A 19,374-nucleotide genomic window follows, 5' to 3' on the forward strand; every position below is an offset into this window, starting at 1 on the left:
GTTTGAACTGCACCCTGTCAAGTAGACAGTACAAAAAATAAAAAACAGTTAAGCAGCCTTAGTTCTGTATTCCATTGGACTAAGGCTGTTTAGTTTTACCTGTAATCGGTCGTTATTGTAAAAGTACATGTAGTCATCAATGTCTTTCTTAAGTTCCTCGAAGGTACTATATGAATGCAAATAATACTTCTCACATTTAAGGGTTCCCCAGAACGCTTCTATTGGACCGTTATCAATACACCTGCCAACTCGGGACATGCTGTGGGTTAGTTTGTCGGCAAATAACTTTTTGAACCTGAAAGAGGTATATTGAAAACCTCGATCACTATGAAGCATAGGCTTACTTCCTGGTACCGCTTGCAAGGCCAAATTCACTGTTTTAAACACAAGGCTATTGTTATTGGAATGGCCTAAAACATAGGAGACAATCGAGTTATCATGAAGGTCTAAGATAGCACTTAAATAGGCCTTCTGGCCACTTCCGTACTTGAATTCCGTTATATCGGTTACCCACTTCTCATTCGGTGTTTTCGCATAAAACTTACGATTTAACAGATTCTCAGCAACTTGCTGTGGAGCTGAACGCGCATATTTTTTTCTCTTTCTGCGGATCACCGATTGGATTCCTCTTTTCTTCATAAGGCGTTGTATTCGCTTATGATTGATCCGTCGCTGGGTCTGGCGGCGCAAATGGAGGGTTAACCGACGGTACCCGTAGATGCCATCAACCTTCTCGTATAACGAGAGCATGGCATCAGTGAGTTGTTGATTTTCCAGTTCACGAGAACTGGTTTTGCGATTGAGCCATTTGTAATAGCTTGACCGTGAAATCTTTGCGATTTCACACAATACCTGCACGCTACATTGTTCTTCTTGCCAAACAGCTTGAATGGCAAGGTAGACATTCTCCTGCCGATATTGGCTTAACGTCGCCACCTTTCGATTTCCTGTAACTTTTTTAAGAAAGCATTCTCTGCTCGAAGCCGCTCATTTTCATACTCCAGCTTTTTCATTGCGAACTTTTGGCGATCCGCTTCGGTTAACTCCTCAAGCGCTTTTTTTCTTCCCCGCCCATCCTGTAAAGCATCCTGACCGTCATTTTCATACTTCTTTACCCATTGGTACACTTGTTGGTAGGAGACCTGGTACTGCTCCGCTGTCTTTTGATAGTCATGATGATGGGTAAGACAATAAAGAACAATATCAATCCTCTCCTGCCAAGTTGTAGATCGACCTTTCGTCATAGCTTTCACTCCCCCTGTATAGGTTTTTAAGCTGCTATGACCATTATACTTCTTTACCCAGTTGGAGAGTTGTGTTCGGCTGGCTATCTTGTACTTATCGATGGTCTGATATTGTGACAATCCCCCATAGAGATAATCCCTCACCGCTTGAAGCTTTAGTTCCGCAGAATAACTTCTATTGTGGGTTCGAACCTCTAACCCTTCGTATCCATACACTTCATAACGACCTCGCCATTTCGCTAAGGTTGATTTGTTAATCCCGTATTTTTTAACTGTAGCCATAAGACCCAACTGGCCACTTTCAACTTCTTGTAGGATGGCGAATTTCTCTGGCGCACCATATTGTACTTTAGGCATGAAAAAGCTCCCCTCACAGTAACAGGTTTTATTATTTCACCTGTCTACCTTTAGGGGAGCATATCAGTTTTAGGTGCCCTTTTGTTCTCTTACATTTCTTCAGGAGCTTCCAATCCCAATAGGCGAAGTCCTTCTTGTAGTACAACAATTACTGCTGCAACCAATTGCAAGCGAGCTTGTTTCACTTGTTCATCTTCTGCAACAATACGAACATGAGCGTAGAATTTATTGAAGGTTTGAGCTAGGTCAATCACATATTTCCCAATCTGAGAAGGGTCAAATTGATCACGTGCTTTTTCTAGAATAACAGGGAACTGCATTAATGTAGTAATGACAGCCCATGTTTCTGGACCTTCTAGTGCTTGGTCTACTACTGTTACTGCTCCTAGTTGGTAGCCACCCTTTTTCAATAGAGAGCAAGCACGGGCATGTGTATATTGAACGTAAGGCCCCGTTTCCCCTTCAAAGGTAAGCATTTCTTCCCATGAAAAGTTTACATCATTCAAACGGTAATTTTTCAAATCGTGGAATATAACCGCACCTACACCAACTTGGCGAGCAACTTGCTCTTTATTAGCAAGAGATGGATTTTTCTCTTCGATAACTTTGAGTACGTCAGTGATTGCTTGGGAGAATACTTCTTCTAACAGAACCACTTTACCCTTGCGAGTGGACATCTTTTTACCATCTTTTAACATCATGCCAAATGGAATATGGTGCATGTTGTTAGCCCAGTCATAACCCATTTTTAACAAGACTTTAAATAATTGTTGGAAATGCAGGCGTTGTTCTCCGCCAACTACATATAAAGCTTTCCCAAAATCATATTGCTCGTGACGATAAAAAGCAGCAGCTAGGTCACGCGTCGCGTATAAGGTTGCTCCATCCCGTTTTTTAATTAAGCAAGGAGGCATGTCATACTCGTCTAAGGATACAACCATTGCGCCATCTGATTCCGTTAACAATCCTTTTTCTTCCAATAATTTCACGACGCGATCCATTTGATTGTTGTAGAAGGCTTCTCCGTTAAAGGAGTCAAAGGAAACGCCCATCAATTCGTAGATTTTCTTAAACTCTTTCAAGGATTCATCGCGAAACCATTGCCATAGTTGTTCGGCTTCCTTATCGCCATCTTCTAATTTTTTGAACCATTCGCGGCCTTGATCCTCAAGTGTTGGATCATTTTCTACTTCTTCATGGAAGTGAACATACAGCTTCAACAATTCCTTGATAGGCTCTGCTTTCACTTTTTCTTCGTCGCCCCATTTTTTATAGGCAACGATTAGTTTACCAAATTGGGTACCCCAGTCTCCCAAGTGATTGATGCGAACTGGCTGATAACCATGCTTTTCCATGATGTTTGCAAGTGCATTTCCGATAACGGTGGAGCGCAAATGTCCCATGGAGAACGGTTTAGCAATGTTTGGGGAAGATAAGTCGATCGGTACTTTTTTGCCAGCACCTACTACTGTATTACCATAAGAAGGACCTTGCTCTAGGATCGTTTCGATGCAAGTAGTAATGACGCTGGTTTGGTTATAATACAGGTTTATATACGCATTTGCTACTTGTACCTCTTGTAAGAAAGGCAAGGAAATCTTAGAAGCTAATTCCGTTGCGATCATTGGGGGGCTTTGCGCAATGCTTTAGCTAATTGGAAGCAAGGGAAAGCTAAATCACCCATTTGTGGGTTAGGAGGAGTTTCGAGCATGCCTAGGACACGTTCGCAGGAAAAATCCTCTACGCCCATGTCAGTTAGGATAGTAGAGATTTGTTCGGCTACAAGTTGTTTGTAATTCATGTTTATTTCATCCTTTCTTTTATCGACACAAACATTCAGGGATCAGCTTACAATTCCGTGAAAAGTGGGATACAAGCATAAATATAACCATAAGGTATACAAGCACAGAGCGATTTGGTAAGTAGGGGCATACGATAATACTAAGAAACAACAGCAAAAAACCTCCCGTCTCTTTTGGATAGAAATGATCACAAATCAATCCGTAAAGAGACGAGAGGTTATGGTTATCATACTCCCGCGGTGCCACTCTTTTTGTTCTTTTCCGACGAGATATATAAGTCGATCTCAATCGGTAAAAAACCTGCTTGATAGCTATAACGGGCAAACCCGGCGAACTCTATACGTTGTCTATAGACAAGTTTTCAAGCCGCGTCTCCGAGGTGCGCTTCATCATGGCCGTTCTATCAGGCTTCCACCAATCCTGACTCGCTAGTAGTACGGAACCATCATTACTCTCCTCATCATCGAGTACTTGGTTATATAGCGTCTAGTATACCCAATAAAAGGCATTCTAGCAAGGTTTATCACTGTTTCTTTTTTTGTTGATCCCATTGTTCAAAAAAATATTTGGTCAGGGCTTCTTTATCAGTGGCAGAATCAAATTGCTGTTTATATTGCCGCAATGAATCAAGGAGAGTACGCTCGGCTTCGGCTTCTTCCACATTCAAAAAGTTTTCAGTGGGGTCAAATGGTAACAGACGTTCATCTTGTCCTGTACGCCAATAAGTGGTACGCCAGTGTTCAGGATAGTGATAAGGCTCCTCGCCAAATAAAAGACCCATGACCTGATCAGCGGACAAAGGAAGATAGAATTCGTAGGTTTCCATACTACCGCCTGCCATGAGATCAATGTGCCGTGTTTGGTAATGCAAATAATGCTGTTCATTTTCGTGGTGTTTGATCACGGTGTAAGTTTCCCAGTCGGTTTCCTCTAGTATCTTTACTTGTATTAATGATGCTTGAAACACTGATGTATGTAAACATGCTTGATTATTTTCCATGAAAATCCCTCCGTCTATCCTCCTTTTATCCTAGCAGAGGTCAATTGTCTCTACAAGCAAGGGATGTATGGAAAAGAGAGCAAAGGGGCATGTGCCTGCCCCTTTCCCTCTAGCTAGATTATTAGTGGGGTGTGCAAACCTGATTAGGGGTTTTCTGGTCACTTTGCTAATTGGATGAAACAGTATAGAATCCTGTAGGATTGAGTGTAGATGAATCAGAGCGTAGCTGTATTCAGGTTTGTCGGTGGAGTAACTTGCTATATTAGCAGCAGCCGCAAGAGATGATGACAAGTAGGATGAACAGCACTAAAATGAAGCTGAAGTTATCTCCGAAGAAGTTTCCGCCGTAGGATGTGCTCATGAAAGAATTCCTCCTTAATGGTTGTATGGTTGAAGGTGTCGCTGCTCAACTGCTAGTTCTCGCAGCCGCAGCTTATGATTACCAGCAGAATGAACAATACAAGAATGAAGCAAAAACCTCCGCCTCCAAAGTTACCGCAAAACGATGTACTCATCTGGCAATTCCTCCTTCGCTTTGTTATTCTACAGTCTATACATATCTGTCTATCTGGTGTGGGCTTACGCCTAGGGAGAAGTAAAATTGGGCAAATAACCACAAAAGAAGAAAGGTAGATAGATATCCATTGACGGAATAATATCTGAATGTTAAGATACCTGTATTCAAAACACGAATAGAACGACATATAGGCGATTAACTAAATATGATTTCTCTTATCTAGAGAGGCGGAGGGACTGGCCCGAAGATGCCTCGGCAACCGATAAATCAGGTGCCAATTCCAGCAAGGCTTTATGTCTTGAAAGATAAGGGAGGATGAGTTCCTTTTTAATGAACCATACAAATCCTCTTCTTGCTTTCAGGCAGGAAGAGGATTTTCTTATTTGTCAAAGTCTAATGGAGATTATGGAGGGTTATGGAGGATGAACAAACCGACATTGCAAGAGCAGCTGGCACGAAAAATATTGATACTCGACGGGGCAATGGGAACGATGCTACAGCAGGCTAATCTCACAGCGGACGATTTTGGCGGTGAGGAATATGAAGGCTGTAATGAGCTGTTAAACGTAACAAGACCAGATGTCATTCGGCATATTCATGCCACGTATTTTGAGGCAGGAGCTGACATTGTAGAAACCAACACATTTGGATCAACCGATATTGTTCTCGCTGATTACGACATAGCGGATCGAGATTATGAACTCAATTTGGCTGCGGCACGTATTGCTAAAGAAGTAGCAGATGAATGTAGCACAGAGGAGTGGCCGCGTTATGTTGCAGGCTCCATGGGGCCTACTACTAAAACCCTTTCTTTAACAGGTGGCGTTACATTTGAGCAATTAATACATGCATACTATCGCCAGACAAAAGCTTTGATGGAAGGTGGCGTCGATTTACTACTATTGGAAACCTCTCAGGATACTTTGAACGTAAAAGCTGGTGGTATTGGCATACGTCAAGCCTTTGAAGAGCTTGGCTATGAACTTCCAATCATGATCTCCGGTACAATCGAGCCAATGGGAACGACGCTGGCAGGACAAAACATTGAGGCTTTTTATGTGTCGATTGAGCATCTTCGCCCTATCACCATTGGTCTGAATTGTGCGACAGGCCCTGAATTTATGCGAGACCATTTACGTACCTTATCTGACCTGGCCTTATGCGGAGTTAGTTGTTATCCCAATGCAGGACTTCCTGATGAGAATGGTCACTACCATGAATCACCTCAAGGCTTAGCAATGAAAATGAAAGGATTTGCTGAAAAGGGCTGGCTTAACATAGCGGGTGGGTGTTGTGGTACCACACCTGAACATATTCGTGCGCTACATACAGCGTTGCGCGATATTACACCTCGTGAAAATAAACAGTACCATGTCACTGCTGTATCCGGTATTGAGGTGTTATATGTAGAGGATGACAACCGTCCTATTTTTGTGGGAGAACGCACCAATGTTATCGGCTCCAAAAAGTTCCGTGACTTGATTGCGGCTGGCCAATTTGAGGAAGGCTCAGACATTGCTCGGGCGCAAGTAAAGCGGGGAGCGGCTGTTATAGATATCTGCTTAGCTGACCCTGATCGTGAAGAGTACGAGGATATGGAAAAATTCCTTCCGTTCGTGAGCCGCAAAGTAAAAGCACCGCTGATGATTGATTCCACAGATAAAAAAGTACTGGAGTTAGGTTTAAAGTACTCCCAGGGGAAGGCAATCATAAATTCGATTAATCTTGAAGATGGTTTAGATCGTTTTGAAGAGGTTGTACCACTTATTCATAAATATGGAGCGGCTGTCGTGGTTGGTACCATTGATGAGCCGGGTATGGCTATTACTCGGGAGCGCAAGCTGGAAGTAGCTACACGTTCCTACGATATATTGGTGAATCAGTATGGTGTCAATCCGCAAGATATTATTTTTGATGCCCTAGTGTTCCCAGTTGGAACAGGAGACGAGCAATACATTGGTTCAGCAAAAGAAACGGTAGAAGGGATTCGCTTAATTAAACAGAAGTTTCCTCTATGTAAACAGATTCTTGGTGTCAGCAACGTCTCATTTGGCTTACCACCTGCAGGTCGTGAAGTGCTGAATGCAGTCTTTTTATACCATACAACGTTAGCCGGCCTTGATTATGCGATTGTTAACACAGAAAAACTAGAGCGCTATGCTTCAATTTCTGAAGAAGAACGCAAGTTAGCAGAGGATTTGTTATTTCATACAAATGACCAAACATTAGCGACGTTTACTGATTTTTATCGCCAGAAAAAGAAAGAGGTTGTAAAAGAAGTTTCTAACCTGTCGCTAGAAGAACGTTTAGCCAATTACGTAGTAGAAGGCTCCAAGGATGGATTGACTACTGATTTAGCCCTCGCTTTGGAAAAATATGTGCCTCTTGATATCATTAACGGTCCACTTATGAGAGGAATGGAAGAAGTAGGTCGTCTGTTTAACGCAAACCAATTAATTGTAGCAGAAGTGTTGCAGAGTGCAGAGGTAATGAAGGCGTCGGTTGCCTTTCTGGAACCGCACATGGAAAAGTCCGAGTCAGCGATGAAAGGGAAAATCTTGTTAGCTACTGTGAAAGGGGATGTCCACGATATTGGTAAAAACCTAGTGGAAATCATCTTGTCCAACAATGGCTATGAGGTCGTTAATTTAGGAATTAAAGTGGCGCCGGAGCAATTGATTGCTGCATGTCGTCAAGAAAAGCCAGATGCGATTGGTCTATCTGGTCTCTTAGTTAAATCAGCGCAACAGATGGTCATTACTGCGCAGGATTTGCGAAGTTCTGGCATCGACGTTCCGCTGATGGTTGGGGGGCAGCCCTTACTCGTAAATTCACCACAAACCGAATTGCACCTGAATACGAAGGTCTTGTTTTATACGCAAAGGATGCAATGGATGGACTGGATCTTGCTAATAAATTACAGGATCCACAAGCGCGCACCAAGCTAGTGGATGAATTACAAGCACAAGTGACGGCTAATTTAGTCCAAGCAGAAGAAAAGGCTAGCGAATCTGTAGTTGTTACACAGACTGAGATCATTCGTTCCACGACAAGCACTACAACACCGATTTATGTCGCTCCTGATTTGGAGCGCCATGTCTTGCGTGATTACCCAATTAACTATTTGCGTCCTTATATAAATTTACGTATGTTGCTCGGAAAGCATCTAGGTATCAAGGGCAACGTAGACAAATTATTAAAATCGGGTGATAAAAAAACGACCGAATTGTATGAAATAGTGGACGATTTGCTGAATGAAGCAATACGTAATCAGATTTTGCAAGCGAGTGGAATGTATCGTTTCTTCCCAGCGCAATCTTCTGGAAATGACATCCTTATCTATGATCCGAAAGATCACACGAAGGTGCTAGAACGTTTCACCTTCCCACGTCAACCGCAAGACCCTCATCTGTGTCTGGCTGACTTTTTACGACCAGTGGAAACGGATGAGATGGATTATGTAGCTTTCTTGACCGTTTCAGCTGGTAGAGGGGTAAGAGACTTAGCACAGCAATGGAAAGAAAAAGGGGATTATCTTTGTTCTCATGTTTTGCAAGCAGTAGCGTTAGAGCTAGCAGAAGCGTTTGCCGAACGCATACATCATGTTATTCGCGACTCATGGGGTTTTCCAGACCCAGCAGATATGACCATGCTGGAGCGTTTTGGGGCTCGTTACCAAGGAATTCGTGTTTCATTCGGATATCCCGCTTGTCCTGATTTAGAGGATCAAGAAAAGCTCTTTAAGCTGTTGTCTCCACAAGACATCGGCATTCAATTAACGGAAGGCTTTATGATGGACCCTGAAGCATCCGTGTCTGCTATGGTATTTGCTCACCCCGAAGCCCGGTATTTTAATGCAACTCCGCCAGTTGGAGTGGAAGTGTAAATCATAAAAAGACGAAGAGGAGGAGTCTCGGTGGGAAAACGGGATTTGCGAGCCTATCTCACACAACACTTACTAGTTGGTGATGGAGCGATGGCTACCCAGCTATACGAGCAAGGAGTTCCTATTGGCGTTAGTTACGAAGAGTTATGTTTAAGTAATCCACAAGTAATACGAAACGTACATGCTGCCTACTATGAGGCGGGTGCACGATTGATCGAGACTAATACATTTGGGGCCAATCGAGATAGCTTATCTCGATATGGTCTGGAGAGCAAGGTTACGCGGATGAATCGTGCTGCGGTTACCATTGCGAGAGAAGCGGTTGGAGATGATGCGTTCGTAGTCGGAGCGATGGGCTCTATTATTGCCGGACGTGTCCGTAACAAGCAAATTGAACAATATCGAGACCAATTCGAAGAGCAGGCTACTTCCCTGTTGCATGCAGGTGTAGATGGGATCTTGCTGGAAACGTTCTTAGATGTGGATGAATTACTGCTAGCGCTTGACGTGATTCGTCCCATAACACAGCTACCTATCATAGCTCAGCTTGCTACATTGGAAGTAGGAACGACCCGTGATGGTCATATGTTGACCAGTGCATTCCAACTGATCAAGGACGCAGGGGCAGATGTAATCGGGCTTAATTGTCGATTGGGTCCCGCGGAAATCTTACGTTCCTTTGAAGCTACAGTGTGTCCCAACGATGTTTATTTGTCGGCGTTTCCGAATGCAGGTCGTTTAGGCATGGCTGATGGTACACTTTCCTACAAATCTTCTCCAGAATATTTTGCAGAAAGTGCCGTACGTTTACGTGAACAGGGTGTACGCCTAATTGGCGGTTGTTGTGGTACGACACCGGAACATACCAGAGCGATTGCGGAAAAGCTGGCGGGTGTTACTCCATTACCACGGGTGAATCCTCAAGCGCCTATCCATTCAGAGACGATTACAGTGCCAGCGGTTCAACAACGTCTCCAACCAAGTATCATTGATCAAGTGAAGCATCATCCGACGATTATCGTTGAGTTTGATCCGCCAAAAGATCTTCATACCGAAGATTTCTTGCATGGTTGTTGTGCCTTACATGAGGCAGGTGCTAATGCGGTAACGCTAGCCGATAATTCATTGGCAACGGTTCGTATGAGTAATATGGCATTAGGAGCTATGATGAAGCGTTTGGGGGTAGAGCCTCTGCTTCATATTGCCTGCCGAGACCGTAATTTAATTGGGCAACAATCACATTTGATGGGACTTCATGCGCTTGGTATCGATCAGGTACTGGTCATTACTGGCGATCCTTCTCGTTTTGGAGATTTACCAGGTGCAAGTTCTGTCTATGATGTGAGCTCGTTTGATTTAATCCGCATGGTAAAGCAGTTAAATCAAGGCTTTGCTTTTTCAGGCAAACAACTGAAGCAAAATGCTCAGTTTATTGTTGGAGCGGCGTTTAATCCGCATGTGCGCCATTTGGATGCAGCAGTGGCACGACTGGAAAAGAAGGTAGAAGCTGGAGCCGATTACATTATGACGCAACCCGTTTATGATGCGGAGACCATTGTACATATTTATGAAGCTACAAAGCATATTCATGTACCTATCTTCATCGGTATCATGCCACTAACGAGTTTGCGTAATGCCGAGTTTTTGCATAACGAAGTGCCGGGAATCAAGCTGTCCACATATGCTCTTGAGCAAATGAAGCTATTTACCGGTGAAGCTGCCCGTCAGGAAGGCAATCGCATGGCAAAGGAGCTGATCGATGTAACGCTTCAATACTTTAATGGAATCTACTTAATTACCCCGTTTAATTATTATCAGATGACGGTAGAATTGACACAGTACATTAGACAACAAGAGCAGGTAAAAGCAGGATATAAACAAGTGTCGAGTTCATAGGCAGTTAGGATTGAATGATACAGTCTATATAAAGGAAGACCCTTACAAAGCGTGAGAGGTCTTCTTTGTTATTTATTTTTTTTTCTGTTTTGTACTTGTACAACGGAATAAATAAAATGAACCACAACTAGAATGATGAGGATGCTAAGCAAAATGTTTGTTGTATGTAACGTTTGATTTAACTTATTTATTTCGGATTGAATTCCAAACAAAGCATTTCCTGTTTTACTTCCAATATCGCCAATACTGTGCGTAATATCGTTAAAATATTGGCGTAGTTGAGAAAAATCCATTTCTGTCCCTCCGAAATGTTTAATATTTTTATTAGCATTCTACAAACGTGGAGAAAAACACCAAATTTTTTTCTCAAATGTGACAAACAAGAAAAGAAAGTGAAAAATTTCTCATTAAGTGACATATATAGCTTTTGCAATTGTGTCGAACCCGTTATACTACGATTGTAGAATGAAATAGAGACAATTTCTATTAATTCCAAAAGGGAAGGGAGTTGTTAGAAGCATGCTATATCCTGTTGCTGAACAGCTAGTTTGTTTCTTTGAAATAGGGAGCATTGATGATTTTTCAACGAAAGTAGGTAGAGTTGTCTGCGTAGAGGAGACTGAGGTTGCCCTATTTCGTTTGGAAGATGATCAGTTCTATGCAGTAGCAAATCGTAATCCACATCCTAAAGGTGGCACATTAGTAGATGGTATCATTTCTGATCTATTTTTGTATGATCCCTTGTATGACTGGAAGATTTCGCTGGTAGATGGAACGGTGCAAGCTCCTGATAGTGGCCAAGTAGAAGTTTACCCGGTTATTGTAGAAGGAAAAACTGTGAAACTAGGCTTACCTGCTTGCGATAACTTTTTATCTTAACGACACGTGCCTAACGACCTAAGGAGTTGGAGACCTTGTATACAGATACTCTGGAAGTGATGGCTAAGAACGCAGTAAAGAAAAAAGATATGCTAGATAGAAGTATAGCCCGATATTTGTTGCATGCAGCGCTTGCGGGATGCTATGTAGGTATTGGAATCGTACTAATTTTAACGGTGGGTGAGCCGCTATTACAAGCTGGCTCCCCCCTAACTATGACATTGATGGGCGTGTCGTTTGGGATTGCCTTAACCTTGGTCATTTTCGCAGGTTCCGATTTGTTTACCGGGAATAATATGTATTTCACGATTGGAGCATTAAGCGGTGCGACTAAATGGAAGGATGCAGGGAAAAATTGGGTGTGGTGCTGGATTGGAAACCTACTCGGAGCAACTGTATTCTGTCTGATCATTTTAGGTTCGGGAGTGTTTAGCCACGCTTCAAACGACCATATGCTTTTTTACCTAGCAGCTAAAAAAATGAACCTACCAACTGTGCAATTATTTTTCAGAGGAATTCTTTGTAACTGGTTAGTTTGCTTATCTATTTGGACAGCCACCCGGGCAAAGGAAGATACAGCGAAACTAATTCTGATTTTCTGGATGTTGTTTGCCTTTATTACCTCTGGATACGAGCATAGCGTAGCCAACATGACAGTGTTAACACTGGCGCTCATGCTTCCACACCCAGAGACTATTACCATTGCGGGCTGGGCTCATAACCTGAGCGTTGTTACATTAGGAAACATTGTTGGTGGAGCATTATTTGTCGGTACCATGTACTGGCTGGTGTCACCGCTCAAAACCAAGTTAACAAAAGGAAAACAACAGGAAGAATTCAAAGAAAACCAGCAGATAGCTACAACAGAAAGAGCTAGTCTGCAAGCGAAATGAAACGGTTTCATATGATAAAGAAAGTCTGTTCTTAGGCACGTGGGAACAGGCTTTTTTCATTTTTTCCTCCATTATTGATATGTTATGGGTCGTTGTATCATATGATAGAGAATCGGTGATCCGTCAAAGTAGCATAACATGTATTCTTCATAAAGAAATTGGTGGATTAAATATGTAAAGAGGTGAGTAAATATGAAATATCCAGCGGAACCATTTAAAATCAAAATGGTAGAACCGTTGCGGCTCATTTCACGAGAAGAACGGATTACTGCGTTGAAAGAAGCGGGGTATAATCCGTTTTCGCTTCGTGCTGAAGATGTGTACATTGATTTACTAACGGACAGTGGAACGGGGGCAATGAGCGATCGACAATGGGCAGGGCTTATGCAAGGCGATGAATCCTATGCAGGTAGTCGTAGCTTTTATCATTTACAAGAGAGTGCACGTGATGTGTTTGGGTTTGCTTATGTCGTCCCCACCCATCAGGGCAGGGGAGCGGAACAGGTTCTCTTTCCTTTACTGATCAAGCCAGGACAGTCTGTCATTAGTAACTGGCATTTTGATACGACCCGTGCCCATGTGGAATTGGCTGGTGGAAAGGCGATTGATTTGGTTACGGATAAAGCTTTGGAAACAAGTACGTACCATGATTTCAAGGGGAATATAGATATTGAAAAAGCAAGGAAGGTCATCGAGGAAAAAGGTAAGGAAAATATTGCTTTTCTAATCATGACAATTACGAATAACAGTGCAGGTGGTCAACCTGTTTCCATGGAAAATATTAAGCAAGCATCAGAATTAGCTAAAGAATATGGACTTCGATTTTTGCTGGATGCGGCTCGTTTTTCTGAGAACGCTTACTTTATAAAACAGCGTGAAGCTGGCTATCAGCAGAAATCAATTCGTCAAATCGTCCGTGAAATGTTCAGTTACGCAGACGGCTATACCATGAGTGCTAAAAAGGATGGATTGGTCAACATAGGAGGACTTATTGGAATTCGTGAAGAGCAAGAGTTGTATCAACAAATCCGTTCTGCTGTCGTTCCTCTTGAAGGATTTCCGACATACGGAGGCTTGGCTGGACGTGATATGGAAGCGTTAGCTATTGGATTACAGGAGGTTGTAGAGGAGGATTACTTGCATTATCGGATTGCGCAGATTGCTTATTTAGGAGATCGACTGACAGCAGGAGGAATCCCAATCCAGACGCCAACTGGAGGTCATGCTGTATTTGTAGATGCTAAGAAGCTATTACCACACATTCCATTTCATCAATTTCCGGGTCAAGTGCTGGCGAATGAGCTTTATGTAGAAAGTGGGGTTCGGGCTGTAGAGGTTGGCTCTTTTTTACTGGGAAGAGATACAGCAACAAAGCAACAGCTTGCCAGTCCCTTGGAATTATTACGCCTGACGATTCCACGGAGAGTGTACACATATGCACATATGGATGTTATTGCAGAGGGTTTGATTCGGATTAAAGAGCAGGCAAATGATTTGGGCGGACTCATGTTTACATACGAACCACCTGTGTTGCGCCATTTTACAGCGCGCTTGAAACCTATTTTGGAAAAATAGCTACTTCAAGGGCATAGAGAACGGTTGTGGACGTGAGAACCAGAGGTCGTCTAAGATGACTAACATATGAAAAATTTCAAATTTACATGCAAAAATTTGATAACCAGCCCCAATATCCTGACATGTGGGGATGGTTATTATTTGTTTCAAGGAAGAATTTTTTGACAATTTTATATAAAATAAAAATTTTAATTGTTTGTTATTTTTTATCTCTTGCTTCTTAATAACTCATCCTATAGAATTGCTATATTGATAAACAAAAATAAAAAACAACATGAATCAGGAGTTTGTTATGAATAATTCTTCTTTGAGATTTTCACAAATCTTTACGATTGGTTTATTGCTGTTTGCTATCTTTTTTGGTGCTGGAAATGTGATTTTTCCTCCTGCATTGGGACAAGCAGCAGGAACGAATATGTGGATTACCATTACCGGTTTTATTGTGACAGATGTAGGTCTTTCTTTACTAGCAATAATAGCAGTTGCTCTTGCGGGTGGTAGTTTTGATCAATTAGGGGCAAAGGTTCATCCAACATTTGCAACCGTACTAAGTATTGTTATCTATCTGGCTATTGGTCCACTTTTTGTTATTCCACGTACTGGAACAGTATCTTTTGAAATGAGTGTGGCCCCTGTATTATCTGAGGGCAATGCGGGAAGATGGTGTTTCCTATTCATTTTCTTCGTTATCACATACCTCTTATCGCTAAACCCCACTAAATTAGTAGACCGTATCGGTAAAATCTTAACGCCTGTCTTTTTAGTTATGATCGGAGTTATTTTAGCGAAGGCTCTTATCTCCCCAATGGGAGCATTTGCTGAGCCAACAGGGGATTATGCTGAAATTCCTTTTTTTAAAGGATTTTTAGAAGGATTTTTAACGCTAGATGCTATTGGTGCTTTAGTAATTTCTGTTATTGTTGTAAATACGATTAAGCAATATGGGGTAACGGAAAGAAAAGCGATTGCCAAAAACATGATTTATGCTGGAATCATTGCTTCTATTGGACTAATGCTTGTTTATTTTGCTTTAGGGTATATTGGAGCTTCTAGTGTTTCACTTGGAGTAGCAAGCAATGGAGGAGAACTTCTTACAAATGTGATGAATCATTTATTTGGAGCAAGTGGGAATTTGTTACTGGGAGCAGTAATCATTTTAGCGTGCTTAACAACTGCTGTTGGCGTAACATCTGCATTTGGTAACTATTTCTCAAAAATGTTACCGGGTATTTCTTATAAAAAGATTGTCTTAGCTGTTTGTTTATTTAGTTTCGGTATCTCCAACTTAGGACTAAATGCGCTTCTTCAAGTTACAGGGCCTGTATTAATGGTGCTATACCCAATTATCATTGTTTTAATTGTGTTATCGTTTCTTGATAAGTATATAACTGGAAAACCATCTGTTTATATTGTTGCAATGACAGTAGCAACCATTTTTAGTCTCCTTCAAGTACTTGAAGAACAGGGGTGGATGTCAGAGAGCATCATCCGTTATGCACAAATGATTCCCTTTTACCAATTGAAAATTGGATGGATGGTGCCAGCTGCTATTGGTGCTATTGTCGGATATATCATGCCACAAAAGTCAGTGAAAAAAGGAAAAAAATAACATAAAAAAGAGGTGCTCCCACATCTTTGTCTAGGTAAGAGTTATGGCATGTTTACATGAAAATGAAACACATGTTGCTATCCGGCGCTTGATCTGCATTTTGGTAGTCAATCGTTAACGTAACCTGACAGTGATGTGGGTGCACTTATCGTTTGTAAAAAAACCAATAAATTACCTAATTGTGGTACTATTACATTGACTTAAAATAAAGGTAAACAATTGGGGTTGGGAATGTAGGTATATTTTAAATGAAAAAAGCAGTTATTCTTAATAAATAGTGGGAGAGATTTACTTTGTCTAATAGCACGGTTGCGTATGTAAAAGTATCCATTGCCATGTCTATTGTAGGAAGTTTTGTCGTCGTAAACAAATTTATCTTGGAACAAATCCCTATTTTTTTAGCATCGGAGTTGCGGTTGCTTATTGCCACTATCATTTTACTACCTATGTTTTATCGTAAAGAAAGAAAATTTCCTCGAATACATAAAAAAGATGCTTTTGTTTTACTTGTACAAGGATTTGTCGGGATTTTTTTATTTAGTGTATGTTTATTATATGGATTACAATATACATCCGCTGTTGAGAGTGGAATTGTTTTAAGTTGTACTCCTGCTGCAATGGGGATCATTGCTTATGTTTTTTTGAAAGAGAAATTAGGGGTTACGAAGATATCAGGTATTTTATTAACTATCTTAGGAACCATTTCAATTAATGTTTTCGGAATTATTTCTACTAATAGTATAAGCTTTAGTTCATTATTCGGAAATTTCCTTATTCTTTGTGCTGTAATAGGTGATGCTATCTTTTTTTCGTTTGGAAAATTACTATCTAAAGCGTGGTCTCCTTTAGCGATTTCAACAGCGCTGAGTATGATAGGAGCCATCTTATTTTTACCACTAGCTATCCATGATTCTTTGAGCCTAGATTTCTCTAAAGTATCCATATCTGTTTGGCTACTGATTTTATATACGGCTATTATTGTTACAATCGTAGCAGTCATTTTAATGAATCAAGGATTAAAAGTAATACCTGCTAGTGTAGCTTCCGTTTTCACTGCGTTAACACCAATTACTACGATTTTATTATCAAGTCTAGTGCTAAAGGAAGACATTTATTGGTATCACATATTGGGAATGGTGTTTGTACTGATGGGGATTGTTGTTCTTACAAGGACAAATGAAAAACCAATAGAAATGAATACCATGTAGACAGATCAAGTTTAATTGTTAACCTATAATGGTATTTTTGACTCGATAATATACTTTTATCATAATGAATAGCCTCCCCATAGCACTATCTAGAAAATAGATGAGCGTACAAGGAGGCTATTTTTTTATGCTCCTATAAAGAATAGGCTAGTCCTATTCCTACAGCTGATACAAATCCTTATATTTCTTTTCCAAATAATCAACTAGGTAGCTTGCATTCACTTGCTCTCCGGTTACATCTTGCAATAGCTCTTGTGGAGACTTCATTTTACCGAATTGGTGAATGTGCTCACGTGACCATTGATTGAGCGGCGCAAAATCACCAGCGCGTAAGAGATCATCAAAGTTAGGAAGCTGTTTTTTCATAGCATGTGTAAATTGAGCCGCATAAACATTTCCTAGGGAATATGTTGGGAAGTAACCCATTAAACCACTAGACCAATGGACATCTTGCAAGACACCCAGATCATCGCTAGGTACATCGACGCCTAGGTATTCTTTCATCTTTTTGTTCCAAATTTGTGGTAGTTCGCCTACCTCAATTGTCTGGTTAATCAAGCCTTTTTCAATCTCATAGCGAACCATTATATGCAAATTGTAGGTAAGTTCATCAGATTCGGTACGAATAAAAGATGGTTCTACTAAATTTGCTGCCCGGTAGAAATCTTCCAATGCTACGCCAGCAAATTGCTCAGGGAACGCTTGTTGCGCATCTGGATAGAAATGCTCCCAGAATGGTAGACTACGTGCCACCATGTTTTCCCAAAAACGAGATTGGGATTCATGAACGCCCATGGAAGTACCGTTACTAAGCAATAGACCATTGTACGCTGCATTTACATTTTGCTCATACATACCATGACCTGCTTCATGAATACTACTCCATAGCGCGTAGCGGAAATCTTGTTCATCGTATCGTGTGGTTAGACGTACATCGCTCGAACCAAAATGAATGCAGAACGGATGGGTACTGGTATCAAGGCGACCAGATTGGAAGTCGAAGCCAATTTTCTTTAACACAAGCTGGTTAAATGCTGCTTGATCTGCTTTGGCAAAATGTTTTTCCATAAAGCTAATATTTGGTCGTCGATTTGATTCATTGATTGCATGAACCAATGGAACTGTTTTGTCACGCAATAAGGTAAAAATTTGATCCAATTGCTTTACTGTCATACCTGGCTCATATTGATCCAGTAAGGTATCGTATTTATCCTCTTTGGCTCCCCAATAATCAATGAACTCCAATTTCATATTTACGATCTTTTCAAGGTAGGGACGGAACAGAGCAAAATCATTTTTTTCGCGAGCTTCTTCCCAGAGATTTTCGGCTTGATTCGTAATGAGTACATATTCTTGATAGCGCTCGGTTGGAATCTTCTTGTTTAAGTCAAATTCCTTTTTGGATTCTTCCACTAATTTTTGTGTGACTGCGTCTAGTTGCTGGTAGGTTTGTTCTTCAGTCAGACGTTGTAGGTAATCCTCCATTTGTTTAGATGTAGAGAGCTTGAACGCCTCAGTAGATAATGTAGAAATCACTTCTGAGCGTGCATCCATCCCTTTTTTCGGTGCTTTCGTACGAAGATCCCAGTATAAAACTGCTGTTGCATTGTTGTAGGCATGAATTTTTTTAGAGAAGGTAGTAAAATCAGTAGCTAATTGATTAATCGTACCCATACAGAAACGCCTCCTAAAGATAATTTTCTGATAAAAAAATTTTGTTTGAAAATTATGTATATATAGCGTGTCAAACGATTTTCTTCGCTTTACACACGCCGACTATCTCATTATTATATCTGATTTTTCGTGTATGTACATCTATCTTCTAACAGAAAAAGCAGGCAAATTATTTGCCTGCCTTCCGTTTTGAATAACCAATGACAATATAGCCAATAAAGAAAATAGCAAGGATAGGTGCTAAAATAATAGTCCAGTTTATATCACTATTATGGGAATCTATAGATTGTACGATCTCCTCCAGGGAACCAGCCACGACGTATGTGCTATTTGGCAACAATCCGTTCAGCCCTGCAATGACCTGACCATTATGTACTTCCGCTGCTAGATAGATCTCCGAATGGTTCGGAATGGCTTTGTAGCTAAGAGCTTTAGGGGGAAGAGAACTGATTGAAAGTTTTTGGTTTTCATCAGTAATTTCACCAATAAACTCAGGTTTTACCGTCGTTTCATTTAATATCAAATCCGTTTTAATTACATAAATCTCATGTAGAGAAATAGGCTGCCCATTAAAGGTCATGTTAGTAGCAACTAATAGTTCAGTATCATCATTGCGCCATTTTAGTTTCTTTTTAGTGTGCTTGTTTTTTTGAAGAATGACATAGGATTGCTTCAGATACTCCTGATCACTTATCAGTGAGCCTGCTTCCATAGTTCCTTTTACAATTTGCAGTCCGTCTTTAGAAAGGTCAAAACTTTTCTGAATAGGTAATGATAGCAAGTGCTCTTCTAACTCGGCTGTTTGTTTAGAATCCATATATTTAGATACAAGTC

Annotated in this window: 14 protein-coding genes, 2 pseudogenes and 1 riboswitch; of the genes and pseudogenes, 7 read left to right on the forward strand and 9 right to left on the reverse strand. The window is 41.0% G+C overall.

The annotated features are described in order from the left end of the window. Positions 1-48: 48 nt before the first annotated feature. The 6 genes and pseudogenes from EEL30_14310 to EEL30_14335 form a co-directional block, all read right to left on the reverse strand. Complete coding sequence (locus EEL30_14310; GenBank protein ID QDX93367.1) at positions 49-936, reverse strand: IS3 family transposase; 888 nt, start codon at positions 934-936, stop codon at positions 49-51. Continuing rightward, positions 924-1,601, reverse strand: a complete 678-nt coding sequence (locus EEL30_14315) for a transposase (GenBank protein ID QDX93368.1) — start codon at positions 1,599-1,601, stop codon at positions 924-926. The genes EEL30_14310 and EEL30_14315 overlap by 13 nt, the downstream gene beginning before the upstream one ends. Before the next feature lie 89 nt (positions 1,602-1,690). After that, positions 1,691-3,402: pseudogene (locus EEL30_14320) on the reverse strand (arginine--tRNA ligase). 524 nt (positions 3,403-3,926) lie between these two features. Further along, entirely contained in the window at positions 3,927-4,403 is a 477-nt protein-coding gene (locus EEL30_14325) for a hypothetical protein (protein QDX93369.1), read from the reverse strand. Between the two features lie 262 nt (positions 4,404-4,665). Further along, entirely contained in the window at positions 4,666-4,764 is a 99-nt protein-coding gene (locus tag EEL30_14330; protein QDX93370.1) for a YjcZ family sporulation protein, read from the reverse strand. A 52-nt stretch (positions 4,765-4,816) separates the two neighbouring features. After that, a complete protein-coding gene (locus tag EEL30_14335) occupies positions 4,817-4,918 on the reverse strand; it encodes a YjcZ family sporulation protein (GenBank protein QDX93371.1) in 102 nt (33 codons plus the stop codon). A gap of 214 nt (positions 4,919-5,132) precedes the next feature. Next, a riboswitch (SAM riboswitch) is annotated at positions 5,133-5,232 on the forward strand. 110 nt (positions 5,233-5,342) lie between these two features. Between EEL30_14335 and metH the strand changes: the two are divergent. Both metH and EEL30_14345 read left to right on the forward strand, forming a co-directional pair. Next, positions 5,343-8,806, forward strand: a pseudogene (gene metH / locus EEL30_14340) (methionine synthase). 30 nt (positions 8,807-8,836) lie between these two features. After that, complete coding sequence (locus EEL30_14345) at positions 8,837-10,702, forward strand: bifunctional homocysteine S-methyltransferase/methylenetetrahydrofolate reductase (GenBank protein QDX93372.1); 1,866 nt, start codon at positions 8,837-8,839, stop codon at positions 10,700-10,702. A gap of 68 nt (positions 10,703-10,770) precedes the next feature. Here the strand turns inward: EEL30_14345 and EEL30_14350 are convergent, their stop codons facing one another. Next, the gene (locus EEL30_14350) at positions 10,771-10,995 is read right to left on the reverse strand and encodes a hypothetical protein (protein ID QDX93373.1); all 225 of its coding nucleotides are present in this window, start codon (positions 10,993-10,995) and stop codon (positions 10,771-10,773) included. 226 nt (positions 10,996-11,221) lie between these two features. On the opposite strand from EEL30_14350, the gene nirD reads away from it, so the two are divergent. The 5 genes from nirD (at position 11,222) to EEL30_14375 (ending at position 16,866) form a co-directional block, all read left to right on the forward strand. Next, positions 11,222-11,581: a nitrite reductase small subunit NirD gene (gene nirD / locus EEL30_14355; GenBank protein QDX93374.1), complete on the forward strand. Its 360-nt coding sequence runs from the start codon at positions 11,222-11,224 to the stop codon at positions 11,579-11,581. A 35-nt stretch (positions 11,582-11,616) separates the two neighbouring features. Then, complete coding sequence (locus EEL30_14360; protein ID QDX93375.1) at positions 11,617-12,474, forward strand: formate/nitrite transporter family protein; 858 nt, start codon at positions 11,617-11,619, stop codon at positions 12,472-12,474. Between the two features lie 192 nt (positions 12,475-12,666). Continuing rightward, positions 12,667-14,049, forward strand: coding sequence for a tryptophanase (locus EEL30_14365; protein QDX93376.1), 1,383 nt, complete (start codon positions 12,667-12,669; stop codon positions 14,047-14,049). A 292-nt stretch (positions 14,050-14,341) separates the two neighbouring features. After that, positions 14,342-15,658 (forward strand): branched-chain amino acid transport system II carrier protein, encoded by a 1,317-nt coding sequence (brnQ, locus tag EEL30_14370; GenBank protein QDX93377.1) that lies wholly within the window; start codon positions 14,342-14,344, stop codon positions 15,656-15,658. A 293-nt stretch (positions 15,659-15,951) separates the two neighbouring features. Further along, on the forward strand, positions 15,952-16,866 hold the full coding sequence (locus EEL30_14375; protein ID QDX93378.1) for a DMT family transporter: 915 nt from the start codon (positions 15,952-15,954) through the stop codon (positions 16,864-16,866). A gap of 159 nt (positions 16,867-17,025) precedes the next feature. Here EEL30_14375 and EEL30_14380 read toward each other — a convergent pair whose 3' ends face one another. Next, positions 17,026-18,540 carry a carboxypeptidase M32 gene (locus EEL30_14380; protein QDX93379.1) on the reverse strand — a complete coding sequence of 505 codons (1,515 nt, stop codon included), beginning with the start codon at positions 18,538-18,540 and terminating at the stop codon, positions 17,026-17,028. Between the two features lie 169 nt (positions 18,541-18,709). After that, positions 18,710-19,075, reverse strand: coding sequence for a hypothetical protein (locus tag EEL30_14385; GenBank protein QDX95774.1), 366 nt, complete (start codon positions 19,073-19,075; stop codon positions 18,710-18,712). Positions 19,076-19,374: the final 299 nt, after the last annotated feature.

The organism is Brevibacillus laterosporus (assembly GCA_007833815.1).
Lineage (GTDB): Bacteria > Bacillota > Bacilli > Brevibacillales > Brevibacillaceae > Brevibacillus_B > Brevibacillus_B laterosporus_D.

What these genes read in the sequence shown, in the direction of transcription:
- EEL30_14315 (QDX93368.1), bottom strand. Translation starts at nt 1,601, where the DNA reads ATGCCTAAAGTACAATATGGTGCGCCAGAGAAATTCGCCATCCTACAA.
- EEL30_14325 (QDX93369.1), bottom strand. Translation starts at nt 4,403, where the DNA reads ATGGAAAATAATCAAGCATGTTTACATACATCAGTGTTTCAAGCATCA.
- EEL30_14330 (QDX93370.1), bottom strand. Translation starts at nt 4,764, where the DNA reads ATGAGCACATCCTACGGCGGAAACTTCTTCGGAGATAACTTCAGCTTC.
- EEL30_14335 (QDX93371.1), bottom strand. Translation starts at nt 4,918, where the DNA reads ATGAGTACATCGTTTTGCGGTAACTTTGGAGGCGGAGGTTTTTGCTTC.
- EEL30_14350 (QDX93373.1), bottom strand. Translation starts at nt 10,995, where the DNA reads ATGGATTTTTCTCAACTACGCCAATATTTTAACGATATTACGCACAGT.
- nirD (QDX93374.1), top strand. Translation starts at nt 11,222, where the DNA reads ATGCTATATCCTGTTGCTGAACAGCTAGTTTGTTTCTTTGAAATAGGG.
- EEL30_14365 (QDX93376.1), top strand. Translation starts at nt 12,667, where the DNA reads ATGAAATATCCAGCGGAACCATTTAAAATCAAAATGGTAGAACCGTTG.
- brnQ (QDX93377.1), top strand. Translation starts at nt 14,342, where the DNA reads ATGAATAATTCTTCTTTGAGATTTTCACAAATCTTTACGATTGGTTTA.
- EEL30_14380 (QDX93379.1), bottom strand. Translation starts at nt 18,540, where the DNA reads ATGGGTACGATTAATCAATTAGCTACTGATTTTACTACCTTCTCTAAA.